This is a genomic window from Tepidisphaeraceae bacterium (genome assembly GCA_035998445.1).
Lineage (GTDB): Bacteria > Planctomycetota > Phycisphaerae > Tepidisphaerales > Tepidisphaeraceae > DASYHQ01.
On record DASYHQ010000045.1, the window covers coordinates 16720 to 38365 of the forward strand.

A 21646-nucleotide genomic window follows, 5' to 3' on the forward strand; every position below is an offset into this window, starting at 1 on the left:
CGCCGGGGGGAGGGTAAGGGAGGGGGTCTTACTTGCGTTGGGAAGCAAAGAGCCCCCACCCCTGCCCTCCCCCGGCGTACCGGGAGAGGGGGTTAAATTTCAGCCGGCCATCTCGCCACCGTAGCCGACGACCGCGATCTTGTAGCGGTCGGCCAGTTCCAGAACTTTAGGCCGCTCGAGCATCACAGTCTTCCCCGGTTCCAGCACCACGCACCCCGCTTTGGCAGCGGCGAGCTTCTCGATCGTGGTTGTGCCGATCGTCGGCACGTCGACGCGCAAATCGGCGTTGGTGTTGCTGACCTTGATCAGCGTCCACCCGCCCGACGGGCACAACTGCCCCGCCCGCTCGATCATCGCGTTGGTGCCCTCGGTCGCCTCGACGGCCAGCACGTCGCGATCCTTCAGCGCGATGCACTGGCCGATGTCCATCCGGCTGATCGCAACCGCCCGCTCGTACCCATGGCGAATGTCGGTCCACTGGGCGTCGGTCGGCTGCCGCTTGCCCATGACGCCGGGCGTCGACAGTTGGTCGGCGGTGTAGGTGGTTTGGTCGATCAATTGAATTCCGTTCTGCGCGAGCTCAGCCGTGATGGAATCGATCCAGGTCTGCGGGCGCTTGTCGTGGCGAAAGATGCGCCACAGCATCTTGGCCGTCAGCCAGTCCGGCACGTAGCGGACGAGGTTCCAGTTGTCGTACGCCTTACCCTTGGCCACGCGGCCGACCAGGATCGCCTCGGTGCACCCGTGCTGCCGTAGCAGGCGGATCCACTGCCCCATGCGCAGCAGCCCGACCCACCCAAATACGTCAACCTCGTTGGCCAGCGATGCCCACGCGTGCCCGGCAAACCCCGCGCACACCACCCGCCTGCCCGCCGCCCGCGCACCGCGCGCGATCAGCACGGGGAAGATGCCCTCACCAGCGATGATGCCCAGCGGCGCGCTCATAAGCTGGCAGTATAAGTGGATGCGACGCGCGCCCCAAGGTGCGGCGGCGGGATTTCAACCGTCGCATGGGCGAGACGCCTATCCCACGGCCAGTGCGAGCTCATCTGATGGTGAAAAAGCTCTGTTTACAGGTTGTTCGCACCGCCGCACCGCGTTAGTGTCGCTCGGCTGACTCCTGGCAATGCTGGCTTGCAAAAACGGATAATCAAACATGCGCGAAAATCGTCGTAACAACGCGGGTGAACGTTCTATCTCGGCCGTGGAACCGCTCGAACGTCGGCAGCTGCTCAGCGTGTCGTTTGCCCCTCCAGCCAGCACACCAGTAGGCAGCGGCGCCAGTGCCGTAGCCACGGCCGACCTCAACGGTGACGGGATCGCAGATCTCGTTACCGCCAACCGCACCGCGAGCACCGTCAGCGTGCTGCTGGGCGACGGTGCCGGTGGCCTCGGCCTGCGGGCCGACTATCCGGTCAGCCAGCCGCCAACCGCATTAGCACTTGCGGACGTGAACGGCGACGAGCTGCCCGACATCGTCACCGGCAGCGAAACCGGCGTTGCGACGGTCCAGCTGAACCTCGGTGATGGCACCTTCGCCGCCGGCGCCGACTTTGAGGCCGGTGGCGCCGTGCGCAGCTTGGCCGTGCAGAACGTCACCGGCGACGGTGGCGCAGACATCGTTGCGACCATCGGCGGCACGGGTGGCTTCAGCACGCTCGCCGGCAATGGTGACGGCACCTTCGACGCCTTCGACTTCACGGCCGTGCCGGGCAACGCGATCGGGCTGGCGCTGGGCGACGTCGACGGCAACGGGTCGGTCGACTTCGTCACGGTGGATGCGGACGCCAACACCGTCACGGTCACCCGCCGCATTGCCGGCGTGACCGAGCCGGCGCAGCAGTCGTACGCCGTCGGCCGATCCCCCACCGCCGTCACCCTGGCCGACCTGAACGCCGACGGCGCACTCGACCTGATCGTCAGTTCCAGCGTCGACGGTGAGATCGCCGTGCTGTTGAACACCGTTATCGGCGGCGCGTTTGCGCCGAAGGTCGACTACCGCGCCGCAGGCGTCAGCAACGATCTATTGACCGGTGACGTCGACGGCGACGGTTTCACCGACGTCGTCGCCACCGCCACCACCGCCGACGGGCTGCTCGTATTGCAGGGCAACGGCGCCGGCAGCCTAGTTGGCCTGCAGGGCCTCAGCGCCGGCGGCGAGTTCACCGGCGTCGCGCTGGCGGACGTGAATGCCGATGGCAAGCCCGACCTGTTGGCGACCGACGCCGCCGGCACATCGGTCAACACGTTCGTCAACACGTCCACGCCCGGCCTCTTGCCCACTGCCGACCTCGTCACGGCATTTCGTCGCGTATCACTGCCGGCCCTCTTCGTGCCCGGCGATCGCGGGTCGGCGTTGATTTCGGTGAGCAACGCCAGCGACGTTCAGGCGACCGGTCGCGTCACCGTCAACCTGTACGCGTCCGCCGACGCCGTGCTGGACGAGAACGACGTGCTGCTGAACACCGGCACGGCCCTCACCGACCGCGCCATCAACCTGCGCGGCGGGCGCACGACGACGCTCCGCGCCTCGTTCGTGGCCGACGACACGATCCCCGCCGGGCCCGTCTACCTGCTGGCCAATGTCAACACGACCGACATTCCCGAGGGCAGCGTCGCCAACAACACCGTGGCCAGCGACACCACCTACGAACTTACGCAACAGTTCGGCCGACTGGGCAACCGCACGCTTCGCCAGACGCGCACCGACGCCGACGGCACCGAGATCACGTTCTCACTGTCGGGCCCGGGCACCGGCACCGTCACGACGGGCGCCAACGACGCGCTGAACGTGACGCTCGATGGCACCACGAGTCGCACGACGCTCATCATCACACCGCGCGGCCGCAGTGGCGACGGCGTCGCGACCGTGGGTGGCATCGTCAGCCAGAGCACGATGCGCGCCATCAACGCCAGCCGCGCAACGATCACCGACGGCGTGACGATCACCAGCGCCGACACGGCGACCCCCGTCACGCTCACGCTCGGCACGCTCGCCGGTGGGTCGATCACGTCCGACCAGCCGATCCGGTCGTTATCGCTGGCGGAATGGACCGACGGCAACGCGCTGTCCGGCAGCGACGAAGTGCTGACCGCGCCCTATGCCAGCACGATCAACGCGCGCGGCGCGTTCGCCGGCGCCGTGACGTTCAGTGGCGCTGGCAGCCCCGCGGGCCAGGCGTTGCGCAGTGCCACGATTCGCGGCGACCTGGCCGGCGTGCCCTGGACCATCGGGGGCAACGTCAGCACGATCACCGTCGCCGGCAGCGTGCTGCCCGGATGGAGCGGCAACATCGCCGGCTCGCTGCGCTCGATGAACGTGCGCGGCGACTTCTCGGGCGACCTGGCGACCGCGTCGTCGCTCACGGCGTTCATCGTGCGCGGCAGCGTCGCGGGCAGCACCGTGCTGGCCGGCGCCAGCCTTGGCGCCGACAACTCGTTGGGCGGTGGTGACGACACCTACACCGCTGCCACCATCCGCGTGATCTCGATCACCGGTTCGGTCACCACCTCGGTCTTCGCTGCGGGCATCAACCCCGTGAACGACGTCCTGCTGGACGGCGACGACGCGCTGCTTGCCGGTGGCCGGATCTCGATCGTCTCGGTGCGCGGCCCCGTGGACGCCAGCAGTCGCTTCGTCGCCGAAACGCTGCCGCGCCGGGCCACCTTGGGCGGCACATCGGTGCTGCCCGCCGACGACGTCCGCTTCTCGCTGACGCCGATCGTGTGATAGGTATTGGCCGTGGCATGGGCGTCTCGCCCATGCCTGCAATGGGGCCTGAAGATCAGATCTACGGCAGTTGATCCGTCGAAGCGATCTTGCAGCAATAGGATCTAGCGAAGAATCGGCATGCATGGGCGAGACGCGGCCTTGTTGAAAAAATTCCTTGTTGAACGCCAAGACGCCAAGGACGCCAAGATAGGAAAGAAGAGAGAAGAGGATCTTCTTGGCGTTTCTTCGCTTGGCGGTCTTGGCGGTCTTGGCGTCTTGGCGCGTTCACCCCGCTTGTCAACAGAGCCGCGAGACGCCCATGCCACGGCAAGTGCACGACTGCCGTTTCGTGATCCCCTGCCCGTACATTTACCCCTTCTTTCCGGGTAAACTGGTGGCGACAGTAGCCTCCACCCATGAACATCGTCCTCAACCCCATCGGCTCGCACGGCGACGTGCACCCGTTCGTCGGCATTGGCCTCGAACTTCAGCGGCGCGGGCACGACGTGACGCTCGTCACCAATGCCCACTTCGGTCCGCTCGTGCAGTCGGCCGGGCTGAACTTCGAGCCGCTCGGCGACGACGCGAGGTACCGCAACCTTATGGCCGACCCCAACCTGTGGCACCCCACGCGCGGGCCGCGGGTGGCGGTGCAGGGTGGGGCGCTGGCCAACCTGCAGGAAACGGTCGACCTGCTGCGCCGATTAACGTCGCGCGACGATTCGGTGCTGGTGGCGTCGTCGCTCGGATTCGGGGCGCGCATCGTGCGTGAGATCACCGACGTGCCCACCGTTACCGTGCACCTGGCGCCGATGGTCTTTCGCAGCGTCATCGCCCCACCGGTGCTGGGCGGCATGATCTGGCCGAGAAATCACACGCTGCGCCGCGCAGTGATCTGGCTGGCCGACGTGGGCGTGATCGACCCGATGATGGCCGGGCCGATCAACCGCCTGCGCGCCACCTACGGCCTGCCACCGGCCAGGCGGTTGCTGAAGGATTGGTGGAACTCGCCCGACCGCGTGCTGGGGTTGTTTCCCGACTGGTACGCGCCGCCGCAGGCCGACTGGCCACAGCAGGTAAGGCTGACGGGCTTCCCGATGTACGACGAGCGCGGCGTGACGCCATTGTCACCCGCGCTCGATCAGTTCCTCAACACGGGCGGCGCCCCCATCGCCTTCACCCCCGGTACCGCCATGCTGCACGGGCAGGACTTCTTCCGTGCTGCGGTTGGCGCGTGCGCGGTGCTCGACCGGCGCGGGTTGTTGCTCACGCGGCATCGCGAGCAGTTGCCAGCCGACTTGCCAGCAGGTGTGATTCACGTCGACTACGCGCCGTTCAGCCAGTTGCTGCCCCGCTGCGCCGCGATCGTGCATCACGGTGGTATCGGCACGACCTCGCAGGCCCTGGCGGCCGGCATTCCGCAAATCGTCATGCCCATGTCGCACGACCAACCCGACAACGCGGCCCGGCTCGCCCGCTTGGGCGTCGGCGCGTCGCTGAAACCGAAGAAGTTCACCGCGACTAACCTCGCGACGATCTTGGGCCGCCTGTTGGGCGATTCGGCCGTCGCGGCACAGGCGAGGGAGATCGCCACGCGGTTCGCCGACAATCGCGGCATCGAACGGGCCGCGGACTGGATCGAAGCGGCGCGGGCGGCGCACCACAGCCAACCGGCAAAGGTCGTCGCGTAAGCTGGGCCCGAGCGATTGAGAAGACCTCGTCATACCGAGGCACGCCGAAGGATCTCTTCGTCTTCCTGCGTGGGACAGAAGAAATCCTTCGGCGTACCTCAGGATGACGGTTTGCGCGATCGTTTCGTCTAGTGCATGGGTCCGAAACGGAAGACCACGGGCAAGCCCGTGGCTATATAGAAGAGCGCAGAGGGAGGCCGAATGGCATTGGAATTGAGTTGGGTCACGAGCGACGCTCGCGACGAGATCGCGACGGCGCGATTGGCGGCGTACGGGAACGGTCCGAGCGGCTTGGAGGCCATGCAGCAAGCCGTCCCCGACGATCGCGCCCCGGGTCACGACTACCTCCTGGCCCGCGACGAAGCCGGCCGCCCCATCGGCACCGCCACCAGCTATGCCATGCAGATGTGGGTGCGCGGCGCCGCCCTCCCGTGTCAGGGCGTCGCCTGGGTTGGCACCGCCCGCACGCATCGCAGGTCATCGAAGCGTTTCGGCGGCAAGGGTGTCGCGACGCATTTGATGGAAGAGATGATCCGGCGCGGCCGTGAGCGCGGCGACGCCGTCACGGCGCTGCACCCGTTCCGCGGCAGCTTCTACGAGGAGTTCGGCTACGGCGTCATCGAACGGCGAGTCGAGTGGAACATCCCCATTCGCACGCTTCCCGCAGGTGCCACCGACGGCCTGCGCTTCCTGGAGCCCGCCGACCAACCGGAGATGGCTGCCTGCCTGGCCCGCGCGGTAGCCGCCGGTCAGTGCGACATCGCCCGCTCGCCCGGCCGCTGGGCAAAACTGCTTCATGCGTGGCGCGATGGCTGGACGATCGTGGACCGGCCCAAGACTGGCGGCCCGGTGCGCGGGTACATGCACTTCGTCACCAACGAGGCCGATCCACAACACGCCGCGACGGTTACCGAGCTCGTCTATGAGAACACGCCGGCGCTGGTGCGCCAGCTGCGGTTTCTGGCCACCCTGCGCGATCAGTACAGCAGGGCCGTCATCACGCTGCCCGGCGATCTTCCACTAAACCTGCTGTTGCGCGAGCCGCAGGTGGTTCTCGATCCGAGTTCGGAGGGCCCGGCGTCTGTGCGCACGCACAACCGGTTGATGGTGCGCGTCTTGGACCACAAGCGGCTGCTGGAATCCATCGCATGGCCCGGTTGGGCCAAGGGCCGCACGGTGATCGGCATTCAGGAATCTGAAGGCCGCCTCACCCGCGTCGCGGTCGACGTGGAGGCCGGTCGGGCCACCGTAACCCTGGGCAGCGAAGCCACCCCGGAAGCCGCGATCTCCGACAACACGTGGGCCCAGATCGTCCTCGGCGAGCTCACCGCCACGCGAGCCGTCCGCTTGGGTCTGATCGCCGTCGAGTCGGCCCATTGCTTGGAGATTTTAGATGCGTTGGCCAAGGGGCCGGTGCCGTTCTGCCATGAGCAGTTTTAGGTTCCTCTGCCATGGCCTTGAGGCTAGCGGACGAAACCCCTGCGTCGAGCAGGGACGTGTCATCCCGATGGGAGGCTTGCCGACCTGAGGGATCTCGACTGACTCACGGTGCGGCCGTGGGAGATCCCTCGGATCGCTACCGCTCCCCTCGGGGTGCCACCAGTCTTCTGGCTCCCATCCGGATGACAAGTGCGCGCGAGGCGACAGGGTCGCGTAAAGCGATGCGTTCTTCATTGATGCTTGGTCATTCCTACCCGTCCGTGGTTTCTTCCGACCATTCCACCCAATCTGCCCGCCCGAAAAGTGCGGCCGATTTCCCGTTGCCGTTTTTTCGTTGAAGGTTAAGGGGCTGCAAGGTTATGATGACCGTTGCGAAGCCAGTCGGCGCGTCCTGACACGCCACGGAGGTCGACTGGCGCAGCGTGATCCTGCCGTACGAGCCCTTCCACTTTTGGAACGAGCTGATCCCCAAACTGTCAAGCGGGGAAGGTACCGGCGTCGGCTTGGCCGATCACGTGACGCGGAGCAGAGCGCTGTACGCACCCGGAGGATGAGCATCATGGCTACCGAGACCATTCCGCCCAACGCGGATGCCAAGGCTGCGTCGCCCGCAACGGGCGTCCCAAAGACGGCAACGCCTGCAACTGCCGCTCCTGCAACGTCGACCAAACCCGCCTCTGCCACTGCCCCCGCGACTGACATTCCGACCGAAACCGCACCGTTGGACGAAGCCCCCAAGAGGCGCCCGTTCATGCAGACCCCTTGGGTGCAGGACGTGCTTCCGCTGGCGACCAGCATCATCCTGCACGCCGGCATCATCGGGCTGGGCTTCGCCACTTACGAAACTTATAAGGCCATTAAGAACGTCGTCGAAGAACAGACGATCATCCCCGATGCCGCCATCGTCGATGGCGCCGAAGTTGGTGGCATTCCTAATCCCGGCCTTGGTGGCGACCCGAACATGGCGTCGGCCCAGGACGAGTTCAAGGACGTGCCGACGCAGAGCGACGCTTGGAATTCCAAGCCCAGCGACAGCCTGACCGCCAGCCTCGCCGGCGCGCAGGGCGAGACGACGGACAACACGATCGGCATCGGCCCCAACAGTTCGTTCGGCAGCGCCACCGGCGCCGAGAGTGGCGTGGGCACGGGTGAAGCCGGTGGTGGCGCCATGGCCCCGTTCGGTGTGCCCGGTGGTGGGGGTGGCATCGGGCCCAAGAGCCCGTTCATGGGCATCAGTGGCAACGCCAAGCAGATCGTCTACATCTGTGACGCCACCGGCACCATGCTCGGCCTGAAGTTCGACTTGCTCAAGCAGCAGTTGGCCAAGGCGATCGACATCCTCAAGCCGATCCAGAAGTACAACGTGATCTTCTTCCGCGGTGGCAGCACCGACGACCAGTGGGCCATGCCCCTGGCCCAGTCGCTGCTCCCGGCCAGCCCGTCGAACAAGCAGAAGGCCTACAAGTTCATGAACGAGACCAGCGTGCTGGGCGCGGGCACCAACCCGATCCCCGCGCTGAAGCAGGCCTTCGCCCAGAAGCCGCAGCTGGTCTACTTCCTGACCGACGGCGAGTTCAATAACTACGCCAGCTATCAGGACGTGCTGGCCGAGGTGGCGAAACTCAACGCCGACAAGAGCGTGAAGATCAACACGATCCTGATGATGAGCGACGACCCGCAGGCCGAGCAAACCTTGCGGGAGATGGCCAACCAGAACGGTGGCGTCTTCAAGAAGGTCTTAGAAACCGACCTTCGGTAATAATCGAGGGCACGCTCCTCACTGGGCTTGCCGCTTTAGCGGCCGGTTCCTCGTGAGAGAAACGTCCGACGCCAGCGTTCCAGTACGACCAACAAACGAACAACACGAACGAATGCCCCGGACCGTGACTTGCGGTGGTGACAGCGACAAAGATTCCGGTCACCGCGAGCGCCCCGACGGCGCCCCTCCAACCCGACAATAGACAGAGAGATCGGCTCCGGTCCTTGTGCGTGGCGAGGTTTAGAAGACATTGCGGATTTCGAATTGCGGATCTCGGATTGACTGAAGACGAGCAGGACGCGCGTCCAAGGTTAATCCGCGATCGACAATTCGAAATCCGCAATCAGGAGATCCGCCTCATGCGTCCTTCCAACTCGTCCAAGTTCCGCCTCGTCCTGCTCGCCGTCCTGTTGGCCGGTAGCCTGTTCATGACCGGCAGCGCGTTCGGCCAGGACGCCGCCGCGGGCGCCGAGCCCGCCAACGAGCCGCTCGGTCTGATCGATTTGATCTTCGGTCACATCGACGGCGTGACGATCACGGTCGGCATCCTGTCGGTCGTCGGCCTCACGCTGATCATCCAGGGGTTCCTTAAGAACCGCCCCAGCGTGCTGATGCCCGAGGAAACGACCAACCAGATCCGCGAGATGATCGGTCAGCGGAAGTTCAAGGAGCTGATCGAGTTCACCGAGACCGATCCCAGCTTCGTCAGCAAGGCGCTCAACCCAGCGCTGAAGCGCGCGCCCAGCTTCAGCAGCATGAAGGAAGCGATGGAGACGGCCCTTGGCGAGCAGACGGCCGAGCAGTTCCGCAAGATCGAGTACCTCAACATCATCGGTAACCTTGGGCCCCTTCTGGGCCTGCTGGGTACGGTGCTCGGTATGATTCAGGCCTTCAGCGCCATGCAGGCCGCCGGTGGCAACGCCAACCCGGCCGAGCTGGCGGGTGGTATTTCGACCGCGCTGGTCCACACGTTCCTCGGGCTGTTCCTGGCCGTGCCGTGTCTGGCCGCCTTCGGCATTTTGCGCACGATCGTCGACCGATTGACGGTGCGCGGCGCGCTGGTGGCCGAAGAGCTGCTGCTGATGATCAAGCCGCAGGAGAAGCCCACCGCCACCGCGAGCCCCGCCCGCGCCGCCGCCGCCCCGCAGCCCGCCCGCAAGGCCCCGCTGCCCACGCCGGCGCCGAGCCCGGCAGTGTAGGGGCGGGCCTCCGTGCCCGCCCTCTGCTTTGCCTTTAGTGGTCCGACGAACAACCGACACCGGGCAGGCACAGAGGCCTGCCCCTACGGGGCTTTCCCATGGCCAAACGCCACATTCCCCAATCGCACGGCGAGCACCCGAACGTCACGCCGCTCATCGACGTCGTGATGGTGCTCATCGTCTTCTTCATGCTGGTCGCCCGCATCGGCGTGAACACCGGGGCCGACGAGACGATCACGATCCCCAAGTCCATTCAGGGCACCGACATCAAGGACATGGGCAACGCGCTCGTGCTGAACGTGAAGGAGGGCCAGCTCGACCAGCCGTACATCACGGCCCTCGTGCGCGGCACCAACACCGAGCTGAAGGTCTCCGACCCCACGACCAAGAAGAACCAACTGGTCGAAACCCTGATGTACTTCCGTAACGGCGACAAGTCTGCCGGCATCGCCCCCAACGACCAGTTCAAGGTCGTCATCCGCGGCGCCGAGGACATGCAGTACCGCTTCCTCGAACCCGTCCTGCTGGCGTGCGCCCAGGCGAAGGTGAAGGAAGTCGCGTTCAACACCGGCAAGGTGACGGAAGAAGTTCAGTAGGCGCGCCTGATCCCCTCTCCCGCATGCGCCGGGAGAGGGTTAGGGTGAGGGTGATTTCCAACTGCTGACGGCTCTCGAAAGAACGAATCACCCTCACCCAGCCTCTCCCGGAGTACCGGGAGAGGGGCCGGAACAGTAACCCCTCCGTATCGAGTGTAACTTATGAGATTAAAAGGCGCTAAAGCCGTCCATTACGAATCGGGCCCCAACATGACGCCGCTGGTCGACGTCGTGATGGTGATCCTGATCTTCCTCATGCTCACCGGTTCGTTCGGCGGGCAGGAGCACTACCTCATCAGCAACATGCCGGTGACGGCCGCCGGGGTCGGGGGCAGTTCCGACGAGATCAAGGAGGAGGTCGCGCTCGACATTCGCGTCGACTCCCCCACCCCCGACCGCTTCGTCGCCACCGCCGGCCGCATCCAGGCCGACACGACCGAGAAGCTGACCGCACAGCTCATCGCGATGAAGAAGCAGTTCAACGAGGCCGGCACCCCGGACGACAAAATCCAGGTGAAGATCAGCCCCGGCCGCAACGTGAAGTACCGCTTCCTCGTCCAATGCTACGAGGCCGCGCTGCGGGCCGAGTTGCCGCGGGTGGGTTTCGCGACGGCGCACTAAGTTGGGCGTGTTCGTTCGTGCGGCCCCAGGGACCTTGGGGCCGCACGAAGTCGCGACGCGCCACTTGTCATCCCGATGGGAGGCTTGCCGACCTGAGGGATCTCCCAGGGCCAAGGACGCTTGCCGTGGGAGATCCCTCCCGTCGCCTTGGGCTCCGCTCGGGATGACATCGGTTGCGAGCGACGCCCGGCGAGATTCACCCCGCAACTTCCCCCCCGTTTTTCGCATGACTAAAGCATCGCGGATGCAGAACTTCCCACCCGCATTCGCTACAATTTCACAGCCATGACTTACCTCCGCGCCACCACCGTCGCCGCCCTGCTCGCATTGGCCGCCAACACCGCGCTTGCCCAGCAGCAACAGCGGGCCGCCAGTGGGTTGGACGCGCTCGACGAAAGCCGCCTGCAGGCCGAGCTGGCCTCGCGCGGACTCAACTCGCTGCTCGATTATTCGTTCGAACAGTCGAAGACGCCCGAGACCCAGCGCCAGGGCGTGCGCACGCTGGCTGCGTTGCGGCAGCTGTCGGACCCGAACGCAAATTTGTCTCCCAAGCAACGCGATGAGGTGATCGCCCAGGTCGTCAAGGGCATCGAGGCGGCGCTGCCGACGTTGCGTGATCCCAAGCTGCTCATGCAGCAGGCCGGCACGCTGATCACCGAGGGGATCAACCCCGATTTGAACACGCTGGAGTACTGGGGCGAGAACGCGCGCCTGCAGGCCAGCCTGCGCCCGCTGGCCGAGACGATCCAGAAGATCTACGACAAGGCCGCCACCGAGGCCGAGGAACTGGCCAACAAGGCCGCCGAGCAGATCACCGGCAACAACCCCGCCGCCGAGAAGCGCTGGACCGAGCTCGACAATCTGACCACGTTCGCCAAATTCAACAAGTCGATGAGCGCCTACAGCCTGGCACGCGCGATCGACAAGGCCGACCCGAAGCGCAAGACCGTCGCCGACGAGGCGATCACCGAACTGCAGCCGTACGATGCACCCGATACCAACGTTCAGCCCGTCGCCCGGTTGCGCATCGCGAAGCTGAACCTCGCCAAGGGCGACTTCGCCGCCGCCAAGAAGCTGTTCGATTCGATCGAGGCCGAGGCCGCGTCGCTCGAGCCCAAGCCCGGCATCGCCGAGCGCTACGAGGCCAAGTACTTCGGCGCCCAATCCCTCATGCTGGCCGGCGACATCCCCGGCGCGCGCAAGGGGCTGGCCGATCTGCAAAGCTGGCAGAAGGCCAATTTGCCCCCCGAGGCCATGCCCGGCGCCGATGCCGCCGCCCGCATGCTCGACTATCGCATCACGTCACTGGAAGCCGAGAAGGCCAGCGGGAGCGCCAAGGCCAAGGCCAACGACGCCGCCATCGCCGTGCTCGTGGGGCTGGTGAAGGAGTATCCCGGCTACCGCTCGATCATCTTCGACCAGCTCTTCGAGCGCATTCCCGCCGACGCCGACGTCACCAAGCTCGACCCGCTTCTGCTGTCGGCCCTCATGCAGCGGGGCCAGACCGAGATGGCCAAGTCGCAGGGAGACGCGCCCGACAAGAAGGCCCTCGAGTCCGCCGCCAACGCCGCGCGCGAACTGGTCGCCCGCAAGGGCAAGGCCGGCGTGGACGACGCGATGGTGGAAGACGCCGCCATCCGTTTGCCCTACTTCCTGATGAAGCTCGAGCGCAAGGCCGACGCCGCCGACGCCTTCCTCGCCTACGTGACCGCCTACCCGCAGGGCCAGCACGCCCGCGCCGCCATCGACAACGCCGGTGCGCTGGTGTTCGACCTGCAGCGCACCGAGCAGACCAACCCCGCGCTGGCGGGCCTCATGGACCGCTTCCTGCCGATCGCGATCGAAAAATTCGATCACAAGGAACTGGCCTACATGTACGCCGTTCGCCTGCGCGAGACCGACCAGTACGCCAAGGCCATCACCTACTTCCGCCAGGTGCCCGACTCTGATGCCAACGCCGTGAAGGCCCGCTACTTTGAAATGCTCTCGCTGAAGCAGCAGCTGGACGCCAACGAGCCCAAGCTGAGCGACGCCGACCGCAAGAAGATCGTCGCCGACATCCAACGGCTGGCCGACACCGTCAACAAGTCCGCACCTGCCGCCGTCGCCACCGCCACCCGCGACTCGGAGAAAGCCTTCTACCAGTTCGCCCCCGCCCGCACCGCCCTGCTGGCGGCCGACCTCGCCAAGCGAGAGTCGAAGGACCCCAACCGCACGCTGCAACTGCTGGGCAACTTCGAGTCGGCCGTCAAAGGCGCGCCCGGCGAGGACAACCTGCTGGCCGAGGCCCTCTTCCTCCGCGTCGGCTCGTACATGGACCTGGGCCAGACCGACAAAGCCACGCAGAACCTCGTCACGCTATTGAACACCAAGGGGGGCGAACAGGGCCTGCGCATCGTCTTCGATCTGCTGCAGCGCCTCGACCAGGACTACAACGCCGCCCTCACCGCAGGCGACACCGCCGCCCAGCGCGCCATCGCCAAGAACCGCGCCGACCTCAGCGGCTACCTCGTCGACTGGGCCGCCAACAACAAAGACCCCAAGATCAAGCAGTTCACCTACAAGTACCGCGTCTTCGACGCCTCCTCCAAACAGCTCGCCGCCAATTTGAGCGACGATCCCGCCGCCCGCAAGCAAGGCCTGCAGGCCGCCCAAAAGCTGTACGAAGGATTGCAGTCCGAGGCCAACGTCGCGCTTTACCGCGCCACGCTGCCCGCCAACGCCACCCCGGCCGACGTCAACTACGGCGACCCGCAGGTGATGATGGGCCTGGCCCTTACCCACTACGACCTCGGCAACTACGGCGCCGCCGCCCCGCTGCTCAGCAAGTTGCTGAACGACGGCAAGCTCGGCGCCGCCCGCATCACCGTCACCCAGAACGGCGAACAGCAGCGCGTCGACAACGACCAGTTCTGGGAAGCCACCTTCAAACAGCTCGACGGCTTCGCCCGGATGGGCTCTGCCCCCAACGCCGACGACAAGGCCAAGGCCGGCCTCGAAGCCGCCAAGGGCCAGCTCCGCCGCCTCTACATCCAATACGGCAAATCCGTCGGCGGCAAGCGCGGGGCCGCCGACTTCGAAGACCTGCGGAAGCGCATCATCCCCGACTACAAGGTGCAGGACCTCGACCCCACCACCCAACCCGCCGGCACGCCGGTGGTGCAGGGGTAGACGCTGTCCGATCGATCAAGCGCCCCAAGAGAGATGCTTGTCATCCCGAACGGGAGCGGTAGCGACCTGAGGGATCTCGATCGATCGAAGACCACCCGCCGCTTGCCCCGATCACGTTAACGACGTGGGATGCGCGCCAAGCCCGCCAAGGCGCCAAGAACGCCAAGCGAAGAAACGCGGGAGCGATAGGGGGCGGGGCGAGGCTCCGACCGTGGCATGGGCGCCAGTGCCCATGCGTGCGTGGGGTCGGAAAGCTCAATTAGATCGACGCCGCGTGGCCGGCGCAACGGCCCACAAATCGCGCCTCTCGTTCCAGTCGACATGCATGGGCACTGGCGTCCATGCCACGAGCCGAGCGCCGACCGCAACCCGTTCTTTAGCACCCTCTCAGGATGACGACGCGCGAGAATTAATCGGAATCCCTTTTATCCGCTCCTTTTCTTGGCGTTCTTGGCCTCTTGGCGTCCTTGGCGCGGATCCGAAAACGCGCCCTGCCTCATGCCCCCGCTTCCTCCCCCAACGCAAACAACCGACCGCCGCGGGACCCTTCCCGCAACGATCGGCCATCGTTCATCCGACCGGATCGGCTAAGCCGCCTGCGCCGTCGTGTTGCTGCCAAACAGGAGCGTGCTCACCGCGGTCGCCGCGGTCCCGCTCGCCTTCACACTATTGAAGAAGAAAGCCGTAAACCAAACCTTCGTGCCCATCGGGGTTTCGGGCGGAAACGGGACGGTCACGACCATCTTTCCGGTCGACGTGACGAACGTCCAGTCCGCCGGGTTGATCGGGGCAGAGCTGCCGATGTGCGAGAAAATCGTGATCCCGCTCACCCCGGCCGGCCGGCCGCGGTGCGACGGGTCTTCACCGTGAACGCGCAGCGTCACGACGGTGTTCTCGACCTTCTCGATGTCGACCGTCGCCTTGCCCGGCACGGGCGCCGGCGTCGGCGGCTTGCGCGGCGACAGCCCTAAATTCACCTTGGCCGATTCCGGAACCTCCACGTTCGCCTGAATCATGCCGCAGAGGCTCCGCATTCCGACCAGCAAAAGTTCCTTCTTTTCGTTCTTTTCGAGCACGGCGGCCCTGGTGCGCGTGATCGGATCGTACGCCGTCTGGTACGCCGTCGCGAACGCCGTCTGCAGCGCGACGAACGCGCTGACCTGAACCTGGTCCAACTGGTACAGGCCGGCCGACGCCCCGATCTGCGTCGCCACGTTCAACGCCGCCGCCAACAGAGCCGAATCCCGAGTGGGTGGAAACTTCGCCATGACGCCCAATCCTTTTCTCCACGCGTGGCCCAGCGTCCGCCCCGCACCAGCAGGCTCGCCAACCGCCCCGTCGTAGTGTTCTTCGCCTCCCACCCCGCCCCCGCCATTCGGAGGACGTTTCATGAGGTGGACACAACAACTATCGATCAACCCCGCGGGAAAACTTCAACAATATTTTTGTACTACGTTTCGTATCTAGAAATCCCTATTATCCAATACCACCAAAACCGCTATTTTCTCGGTAAAATCGCCCTTTTCCCCCTTTTGCGAATATCCGCCGACCTCACAACCAATTGTCTAAGGTCCGCAACCAATTGGCCGCGCGCCGCAACCAATTGGCCGCGCGCCGCAACCAATTGGCCGCGCGTCGTAACCAATTGGCCGCGCGCCGCAACCAATTGGCCGCGCGCCGCAACCAATTGGCCGCGCGTCGTAACCAATTGGCCGCGCGCCGTAACCAATTGGCCGCGCGCCGTAACCAATTGGCCGCGCGCCGTAACCAATTGGTGGAGCCGCGCAATCAAATGGCTGCGTGCCGTAACCAATTGACGGAGAACCGCGAGCGATTGGCTGCGCGTTGGAACCGATTGGCAAAGCGTTGCGAGCGATGGGTTGCGGAGCGTTAGCAGTGGGTCGCGGAACAGAATCGATTGGCTGAGCCCCGCAACCCATTTCGCGCGCCGCATCCGCGACTGGCAAAGGATCGCGAGCAATCGGTGACGACCCCGAATCAACCCCCGATGCGCGACCCCGAATCGGCCAGACGCGATGCGATGCGATGCCGATGCCCGCGCGTGCGACTCACTTTCGAAGCGTCTTCAGGAAGCCGGCGTAGGTCGTCACCACGTCACCGGTCTGCACGACGTCGGCGTCCATCGGAATCGCCGTCCACCCCTCCGCCGGTGCCGGCGTTACCCGGGTTCGTCGCAGTTCCGTCCAGACCTGGGCGGCGTGCCGATCGTCATCCCGCACCTTCAGGACCGACCGATACGGCGGGCCCGGGTTCCAATACAGGATCTTCTCCACACCCGTCTCGCGAAGGTGCCGTTGCTGCTCGTCCCAAAGGAACGACGGCGCCACGTACCCCAGGACGTCGCCGCTATACGACGGCGAGGCGATCCATGGCACGACCGTACCCTTGTTCCGCGCGCTGCGCGCGACGTTCAGGGTGTCGATGAACCGGTTCCACCGCGGGTCCTTCTTCAACGCCGCATAACGATTGCCCTCGGGCGCGAGATATAGTTGTGGCGAAGACACGTCGGTCGCGGCCACGTCGTGCAACGCCCAGCCGTTGAGGTCGAACACCGGGAACGACGGCCGGAGGTCGCCGTAGTTCGTGAACGTCGCGTTGGGGTGAAGATCGGCGAGCGGCGTCACATACGCGCGTCGCAGCCCATCGCGCAGCAAGTGCGACGCGACGACGTTATAGACTTCGTAGAGCGCTTCCCCGCCGGGCAGTCGCGCGTCGGCGAACAATTCGGGTGACGCCTGTCGAACGACTTCGGGGAACTTCGCGATCGCATCCCGGTTAGCCTGCAAGCGCTTGAACCATTCGGCGCGATCCGGCTCGGGTATGTGCCATGTCGTCACGCCGGTCTCTTGGTCAAGGAACACCGCCTCCAGCGTGATGCCAGCGTCACGAACGAGCGTCAGGTACTGACGGAACCACGCCTCCTGGTCCGCCGTGGGCCAACCATGTTTGAACAACGCTGCTGGGTCGGTCCGCGCGAAGTCAACGCGATCACCGGGCGTGAGGAACAGCACGGGTCGGAGCGAGCCCCGATACAGCAATACCCGATCACCCACCGCCCTTTCACGTAGCAGGGGGATCGTGCGAAAGGCGGCGTCTTGCGGCGGTTTGTCGTCGGCCACCCACACCATTGGATTGACGTCCGGATCGAACGTCTTCGTCCATGCATGCACGCGCAGGGGCGGCGCGGCAACGGCCTCGGATGAGAGCATCAAGAGCAACGTTGAACGCAGCAGCTGAGGAATGGTCATTCGTTCTCCGTGGATGATTGCCGAGGCAACATACCGCGGAAGATGGCGCTGCGCGACGAGGCTTGGCGGACCGAACTGTTAAATGTGCCCTTAGCCATTGTATCAGTTGCTTGCCGATTGCAGCGCGGGTAAGGTCGAATCGGCGCGTGGGGGGTTCCCACACCGATCCGTTCCAAGTTAAAGGGGCCAACGTGATCCAGACCTGCCCATTCATTGCCATTGCCGCCGTCGTACTTGCGCCCGCACTTGCCAATGCCGACGTGCTGAATCGCGGCACGCTGCAATGGGCCAAGGCGGCCGAGTCCGGCCGGGCCGACATGCTGATTCTCGGCGACAGCGTTGTCCTGTCGGGCGGCGACGGCTGGGATGCCGGCTTCAACACGGCCGCCGGCAAGCGTTACGGCTTGGCCGGATCGGGCCTGATGCGGGCCGCCAGCGGTGACGAGGGTGACGGCGTCGCGTTTCACACCGTCAACGGCACCGGCTGGACCGCGGGCCGCGCCGCGATGCCCACGGCTGCCCGCCCGTATGCATGGGGCGATACCGGGTTCACCGTCGCAACCGGCCCGGCGGCCAACCTGAATCTATCGCTGAGCCCGGGCGGGGGCGGCTTCGACCCGCGGGCCGCGTACGACTGGACCGTCTACGGCGCTGGCCTCTCCACCGATTCCGCCGTCGGTGCGTACCGCAGGTTCGGCAGCGCACCGTACACGCGCATAGCGACCGCGACCCCAACGGCGTTCACTGCCGACGGCAACGGGTTCGGCAAGGCCACGATTTCGTTCGCCTCGAACGCGCTCTCGCCTGCAAGTCAGGAGTTCCGCTTGGAGGGGGCGACGCAGACGTCCTACCTCTACTCTCGCCTCCATCGACCGAACGCGACCGGCGTCACCGTCACGAGTTGGGGCTACGGCGGCAAGGACACCCGCGATTTCCTCAACGACCAGTACCTCGGCGGGTTCGGCTCTGCTGCGGGCCGGCTAGCCTGGCTTGGGTCGATCGTCGACGGCGGCTCAGGGAAGTTGAACATCGTCATCGCCGAGGGGTTCAACGACCGCAACGACAACGACCTCAGCGTCGACGGCGTCAATGCCGGCAAGACGCCCGAGGGCTTCGCGGCGAACGTGCAGGCGATCATCGCTGCCACGCGCGACGATTGGGCCGCGAAGGGTAAGGACGAGGCCGACCTCTCGTTCACATTGCTCGGCATGTACGAGATCGCGTCCCACAACGAGCCGTTGCGGCTGTACGCCGCCGAGTTGGAGAAGATCGCGTTGGCCGACCAGCAGATCACGTTTGTCGATCTTTACACAGCGGCCCCAGGCTACGCGGCGGCGAACTCGATGGGCTATCTGGCCGATGGATTGCACCCGACTCGCGCCGGCGCGCTGGCTTATTCGCAGATCGCGTTCAACGCGATGGTTCCCGAACCCGCATCGGTTTCGATGCTGGTCGTTGCTGCATCCATGTTGCTTCGTTGTCGTCAACGGCGTCAACGGTAACTTCTCTATCCCCCCCTCTACCGCCCGAACGTCGCCGCCTTGCGGTCGATGCCGCCCCGTCTTCGCTTCGTATTGTTGTGTCAGCCGCCGCCTCGTCCCGCGGATGGAGGTCGTGGACAATCGACGCCCCTGCGAATACAACTGGCCTCTACCCGGGCACCGGGAGACGCCCCGCACCGCCCCGCGAAAACCCACCCGTGACCACCGGCATCGCCTCACCCATCGTCCCAAAACCGCCCCCTCCCGCATTACGCGCCGTAGCGGCACATGGCTTTGCCTGGGCACTGACGCAGATCATGTGCGTGAAAGGCCTTGGCTTCCTCACGCAGATCGTGACGGCGCGGCTGCTCCTGAAAGAGCAGTTCGGCACCGTGGCGCTGGCGCTCACCGTGTCGATGTTCGTCAACCTCGTCCATCAAGGTGGCCTGCGCGAGAGCCTCTCCAAACGCCAGAGCGAGTTCGACGAATGGAGCACCGACGCGTTCTGGTTCTCGTGCCTCTGCGGACTGCTGGCCATCGTGCTGCTGCTCGTCGCAGCGCCGATCGCCGCGCAGTTGTACGGGAAGCCCGAGCTTGAGCTTTTCACGCTGATCCTCGGCACGGCCATCCCCTTTCAGGTCGTCAGCAACGTGGCATGGATCAAGATGCAGGTCGACATGCGGTTCAAGGCTATCGCGCTGATCACGCTGGCGAACACCATCGTCATCAGCGCCGTCAGCATCGGCCTGGCGCTAGCGGGCTGGGGTGCGTATGCGCTCCTGCTGCCAGTTCCCATCGTGTCGGCGTTTCATATGTTGATCGCGCTGTGCATGGCAGGTGCCGTGATCAACGTGCGGACGCTGCGGCCCTGGCGCTGGCTCGTGCTTACGAAGGAGGGATTGCTGCTGACGGCCGCGTTCGCGTTCATCACGGTGACCCAGCAGGGCGACTACTTCGCGCTGCAGATGATCACGAGGTCGCCGGAGTTGGTCGGCATCTACTTCCTGGCGTTCACGCTGTCGATGCAGACGGCATCGATCCTGACGACCGCGCTGAACAGCGTGCTGCTGCCCGTGCTGAGCCGCATGCAGGACAACCGCCAGCGGCAGGCGGCCGCGTTCCTCTCGGCCACGCGCATGCTGGCCGTCGTCGCATCGCTGCCCTGCCTGATGCAGGCGGTCCTTGCCGAACCGATCGTCCTCCTTCTCTTCGGCGAGAAGTGGCTTCCATCGGTCCCGGCGCTTTGCGTGTTGAGCATCGGCATGCTGGCGCGGGTCGTCACGATGGGCGCACAGACGCTGCTCAAGGCCCAGGGATCGTTCCGGTTGTACTTGACGTGGTCGGCGCTCTACGCGGTGGCGTTCGTGCCGGCCGTGCTGCTGGGCGCGCGGCTCGGTTCGATCATCGGCGTCGCGATCGCCGTGTCGCTCTGCATGTGGATAGCGGAGCTGCTGTGCGTGTGGCTGAGTATCCGGGGCGGCGGGATGGGCTGGTTGAATGTCTTCCGCGCCATCACGACGCCGATACTGTTAGCCGCCACGTGCGCCGTCGCCGCGTTCGGATTCGATCGCGTGGTGCAAAGCCTGCTAAGCGATCAGCCGGCAGTCCGCATCGCGGTCGTGGGCGCGTTTTCGGTCTGCCTCTACGCGATGGGCTTGAGGATCGTCAGCCGGACCGACGCGATGCAGATCGTCGCCTTGCTCCGTCGCCGCTCCGGCGGCGGAAACGCCGTGGACGCAGCGGCAGGTTAGGACGGTTCGGCGGGCGCAGCGTTCGTCTGCAGCCACGGCAGTGCGTCCATCTTGCCATCGTCGCCGCCTATCTCCGTGAACGTCAGGGACGGATTCAGGCACAGGCTATAGGCAGTCACGCGCGAGTTGACGCGGACGAGATGATCGACGCGCGAGAGGAGGTACGCGTCGCGCACCACTTCCAGCCCCTTCTGATACGGGCTACCCGGCACACCGCCATCGTAGTGGCCGTGGATCGAGACGTTGTCGGTCGATCGGATGCAGTCGAGCGCGACAAGTTGGGAACCATAACGGTCGCGCAACGCGTCGATCGCAGCGACCGAGTCCGTCGCAGCAAAGATGCCGGCGTCCGGTGACCGCCGCAGGTATTCATCGATCGCTCGACAGTACGCGTCGAGCCCGAATGTCTTGCGGGCCTCGAACCCAGCAACGGTGTCGGTCTGCCGCACGTGCACGCCGACGGTGACTCGGTCGCCGAATAGTCGGTGAATGAGGGCATCGATGTCGGCCTGCACGTCGGGCCGCAACCGCACGAAACGCCGGATAACTTCGGCGTACGTGGCGCGGATACCCATGTTGGGATACAGTGGAAAGATCGTGTCGGCCGTCGGCTTGAAGGGCAACGTTTTGTCGGCTGAGGGCGTGCGCGGCGCGGTCGCAGACGTCAGGCTCGGCACCGTTTGGAAGTAATAGGCCCAAGCGTTATCGCCGTGGGCGTCATCGTAGAAGAGGGATTCGCCATCCCAGTACGGTTCAGGCTGAACGCTGGCCGCCTCGCACAGGCGAATGCCGTTGAGCGTCATGAACATGTTGCCGAAGAACCCGCACCGTCCCGCCAGCACCCGCCCGCGTCGGTAGCCGCCCCACCGCAACTGCGCGTACTGCCGACGTCGACTTGCCTTGGCGTATGCTACTTTAAGCGGATGGAGGTTCATGGTGTAGCCGTCAATTGGCCG

15 protein-coding genes are annotated in these 21646 nt (G+C 65.4%); 11 read left to right on the forward strand and 4 right to left on the reverse strand.

The genetic code is table 11. The features are described 5' to 3' along the window. Positions 1-99: 99 nt before the first annotated feature. A complete protein-coding gene (lpxI, locus tag VGN72_16950) occupies positions 100-945 on the reverse strand; it encodes a UDP-2,3-diacylglucosamine diphosphatase LpxI (protein HEV7301058.1) in 846 nt (281 codons plus the stop codon). A gap of 211 nt (positions 946-1156) precedes the next feature. Here lpxI and VGN72_16955 point away from each other — a divergent pair, with 211 nt between their 5' ends. The 8 genes from VGN72_16955 (at position 1157) to VGN72_16990 (ending at position 14189) form a co-directional block, all read left to right on the forward strand. After that, positions 1157-3730: a VCBS repeat-containing protein gene (locus VGN72_16955; GenBank protein ID HEV7301059.1), complete on the forward strand. Its 2574-nt coding sequence runs from the start codon at positions 1157-1159 to the stop codon at positions 3728-3730. A gap of 398 nt (positions 3731-4128) precedes the next feature. Beyond that, positions 4129-5403 carry a nucleotide disphospho-sugar-binding domain-containing protein gene (locus tag VGN72_16960; GenBank protein ID HEV7301060.1) on the forward strand — a complete coding sequence of 425 codons (1275 nt, stop codon included), beginning with the start codon at positions 4129-4131 and terminating at the stop codon, positions 5401-5403. Between the two features lie 201 nt (positions 5404-5604). Continuing rightward, the gene (locus tag VGN72_16965; GenBank protein HEV7301061.1) at positions 5605-6843 is read left to right on the forward strand and encodes a GNAT family N-acetyltransferase; all 1239 of its coding nucleotides are present in this window, start codon (positions 5605-5607) and stop codon (positions 6841-6843) included. Between the two features lie 559 nt (positions 6844-7402). Beyond that, positions 7403-8602, forward strand: coding sequence for a hypothetical protein (locus VGN72_16970; protein HEV7301062.1), 1200 nt, complete (start codon positions 7403-7405; stop codon positions 8600-8602). Positions 8603-8961: 359 nt separating this feature from the next. Further along, on the forward strand, positions 8962-9801 hold the full coding sequence (locus VGN72_16975; GenBank protein HEV7301063.1) for a MotA/TolQ/ExbB proton channel family protein: 840 nt from the start codon (positions 8962-8964) through the stop codon (positions 9799-9801). Between the two features lie 98 nt (positions 9802-9899). Then, positions 9900-10397: a biopolymer transporter ExbD gene (locus tag VGN72_16980; protein ID HEV7301064.1), complete on the forward strand. Its 498-nt coding sequence runs from the start codon at positions 9900-9902 to the stop codon at positions 10395-10397. A 162-nt stretch (positions 10398-10559) separates the two neighbouring features. After that, positions 10560-11018 carry a biopolymer transporter ExbD gene (locus tag VGN72_16985; GenBank protein ID HEV7301065.1) on the forward strand — a complete coding sequence of 153 codons (459 nt, stop codon included), beginning with the start codon at positions 10560-10562 and terminating at the stop codon, positions 11016-11018. A gap of 285 nt (positions 11019-11303) precedes the next feature. Continuing rightward, positions 11304-14189: a hypothetical protein gene (locus VGN72_16990; GenBank protein ID HEV7301066.1), complete on the forward strand. Its 2886-nt coding sequence runs from the start codon at positions 11304-11306 to the stop codon at positions 14187-14189. 587 nt (positions 14190-14776) lie between these two features. Here VGN72_16990 and VGN72_16995 read toward each other — a convergent pair. Then, the gene (locus VGN72_16995) at positions 14777-15457 is read right to left on the reverse strand and encodes a hypothetical protein (GenBank protein ID HEV7301067.1); all 681 of its coding nucleotides are present in this window, start codon (positions 15455-15457) and stop codon (positions 14777-14779) included. 314 nt (positions 15458-15771) lie between these two features. On the opposite strand from VGN72_16995, the gene VGN72_17000 reads away from it, so the two are divergent. Further along, positions 15772-16083 carry a hypothetical protein gene (locus VGN72_17000; protein ID HEV7301068.1) on the forward strand — a complete coding sequence of 104 codons (312 nt, stop codon included), beginning with the start codon at positions 15772-15774 and terminating at the stop codon, positions 16081-16083. Between the two features lie 175 nt (positions 16084-16258). On the opposite strand, the gene VGN72_17005 is transcribed toward VGN72_17000, so the two are convergent. Continuing rightward, on the reverse strand, positions 16259-17458 hold the full coding sequence (locus VGN72_17005; protein HEV7301069.1) for a hypothetical protein: 1200 nt from the start codon (positions 17456-17458) through the stop codon (positions 16259-16261). Between the two features lie 191 nt (positions 17459-17649). Between VGN72_17005 and VGN72_17010 the strand changes: the two genes are divergently transcribed. Further along, complete coding sequence (locus VGN72_17010; GenBank protein HEV7301070.1) at positions 17650-18960, forward strand: GDSL-type esterase/lipase family protein; 1311 nt, start codon at positions 17650-17652, stop codon at positions 18958-18960. A 197-nt stretch (positions 18961-19157) separates the two neighbouring features. Then, entirely contained in the window at positions 19158-20690 is a 1533-nt protein-coding gene (locus tag VGN72_17015) for an oligosaccharide flippase family protein (GenBank protein ID HEV7301071.1), read from the forward strand. On the opposite strand, the gene VGN72_17020 is transcribed toward VGN72_17015, so the two are convergent. Then, the gene (locus tag VGN72_17020; GenBank protein HEV7301072.1) at positions 20687-21625 is read right to left on the reverse strand and encodes a hypothetical protein; all 939 of its coding nucleotides are present in this window, start codon (positions 21623-21625) and stop codon (positions 20687-20689) included. The two genes, VGN72_17015 and VGN72_17020, sit on opposite strands and share 4 nt — an antisense overlap. Positions 21626-21646 lie beyond the last annotated feature (21 nt).

Bases quoted from the DNA above. Each gene is read 5' to 3' on its own strand.
- VGN72_16995 (HEV7301067.1), bottom strand. From the start codon at position 15,457: ATGGCGAAGTTTCCACCCACTCGGGATTCGGCTCTGTTGGCGGCGGCG.
- VGN72_17005 (HEV7301069.1), bottom strand. From the start codon at position 17,458: ATGACCATTCCTCAGCTGCTGCGTTCAACGTTGCTCTTGATGCTCTCA.
- VGN72_16980 (HEV7301064.1), top strand. From the start codon at position 9,900: ATGGCCAAACGCCACATTCCCCAATCGCACGGCGAGCACCCGAACGTC.
- VGN72_16970 (HEV7301062.1), top strand. From the start codon at position 7,403: ATGGCTACCGAGACCATTCCGCCCAACGCGGATGCCAAGGCTGCGTCG.
- VGN72_16990 (HEV7301066.1), top strand. From the start codon at position 11,304: ATGACTTACCTCCGCGCCACCACCGTCGCCGCCCTGCTCGCATTGGCC.
- VGN72_16955 (HEV7301059.1), top strand. From the start codon at position 1,157: ATGCGCGAAAATCGTCGTAACAACGCGGGTGAACGTTCTATCTCGGCC.
- VGN72_17020 (HEV7301072.1), bottom strand. From the start codon at position 21,625: ATGAACCTCCATCCGCTTAAAGTAGCATACGCCAAGGCAAGTCGACGT.
- VGN72_16985 (HEV7301065.1), top strand. From the start codon at position 10,560: ATGAGATTAAAAGGCGCTAAAGCCGTCCATTACGAATCGGGCCCCAAC.
- VGN72_16975 (HEV7301063.1), top strand. From the start codon at position 8,962: ATGCGTCCTTCCAACTCGTCCAAGTTCCGCCTCGTCCTGCTCGCCGTC.
- VGN72_16960 (HEV7301060.1), top strand. From the start codon at position 4,129: ATGAACATCGTCCTCAACCCCATCGGCTCGCACGGCGACGTGCACCCG.
- VGN72_16965 (HEV7301061.1), top strand. From the start codon at position 5,605: ATGGCATTGGAATTGAGTTGGGTCACGAGCGACGCTCGCGACGAGATC.
- lpxI (HEV7301058.1), bottom strand. From the start codon at position 945: ATGAGCGCGCCGCTGGGCATCATCGCTGGTGAGGGCATCTTCCCCGTG.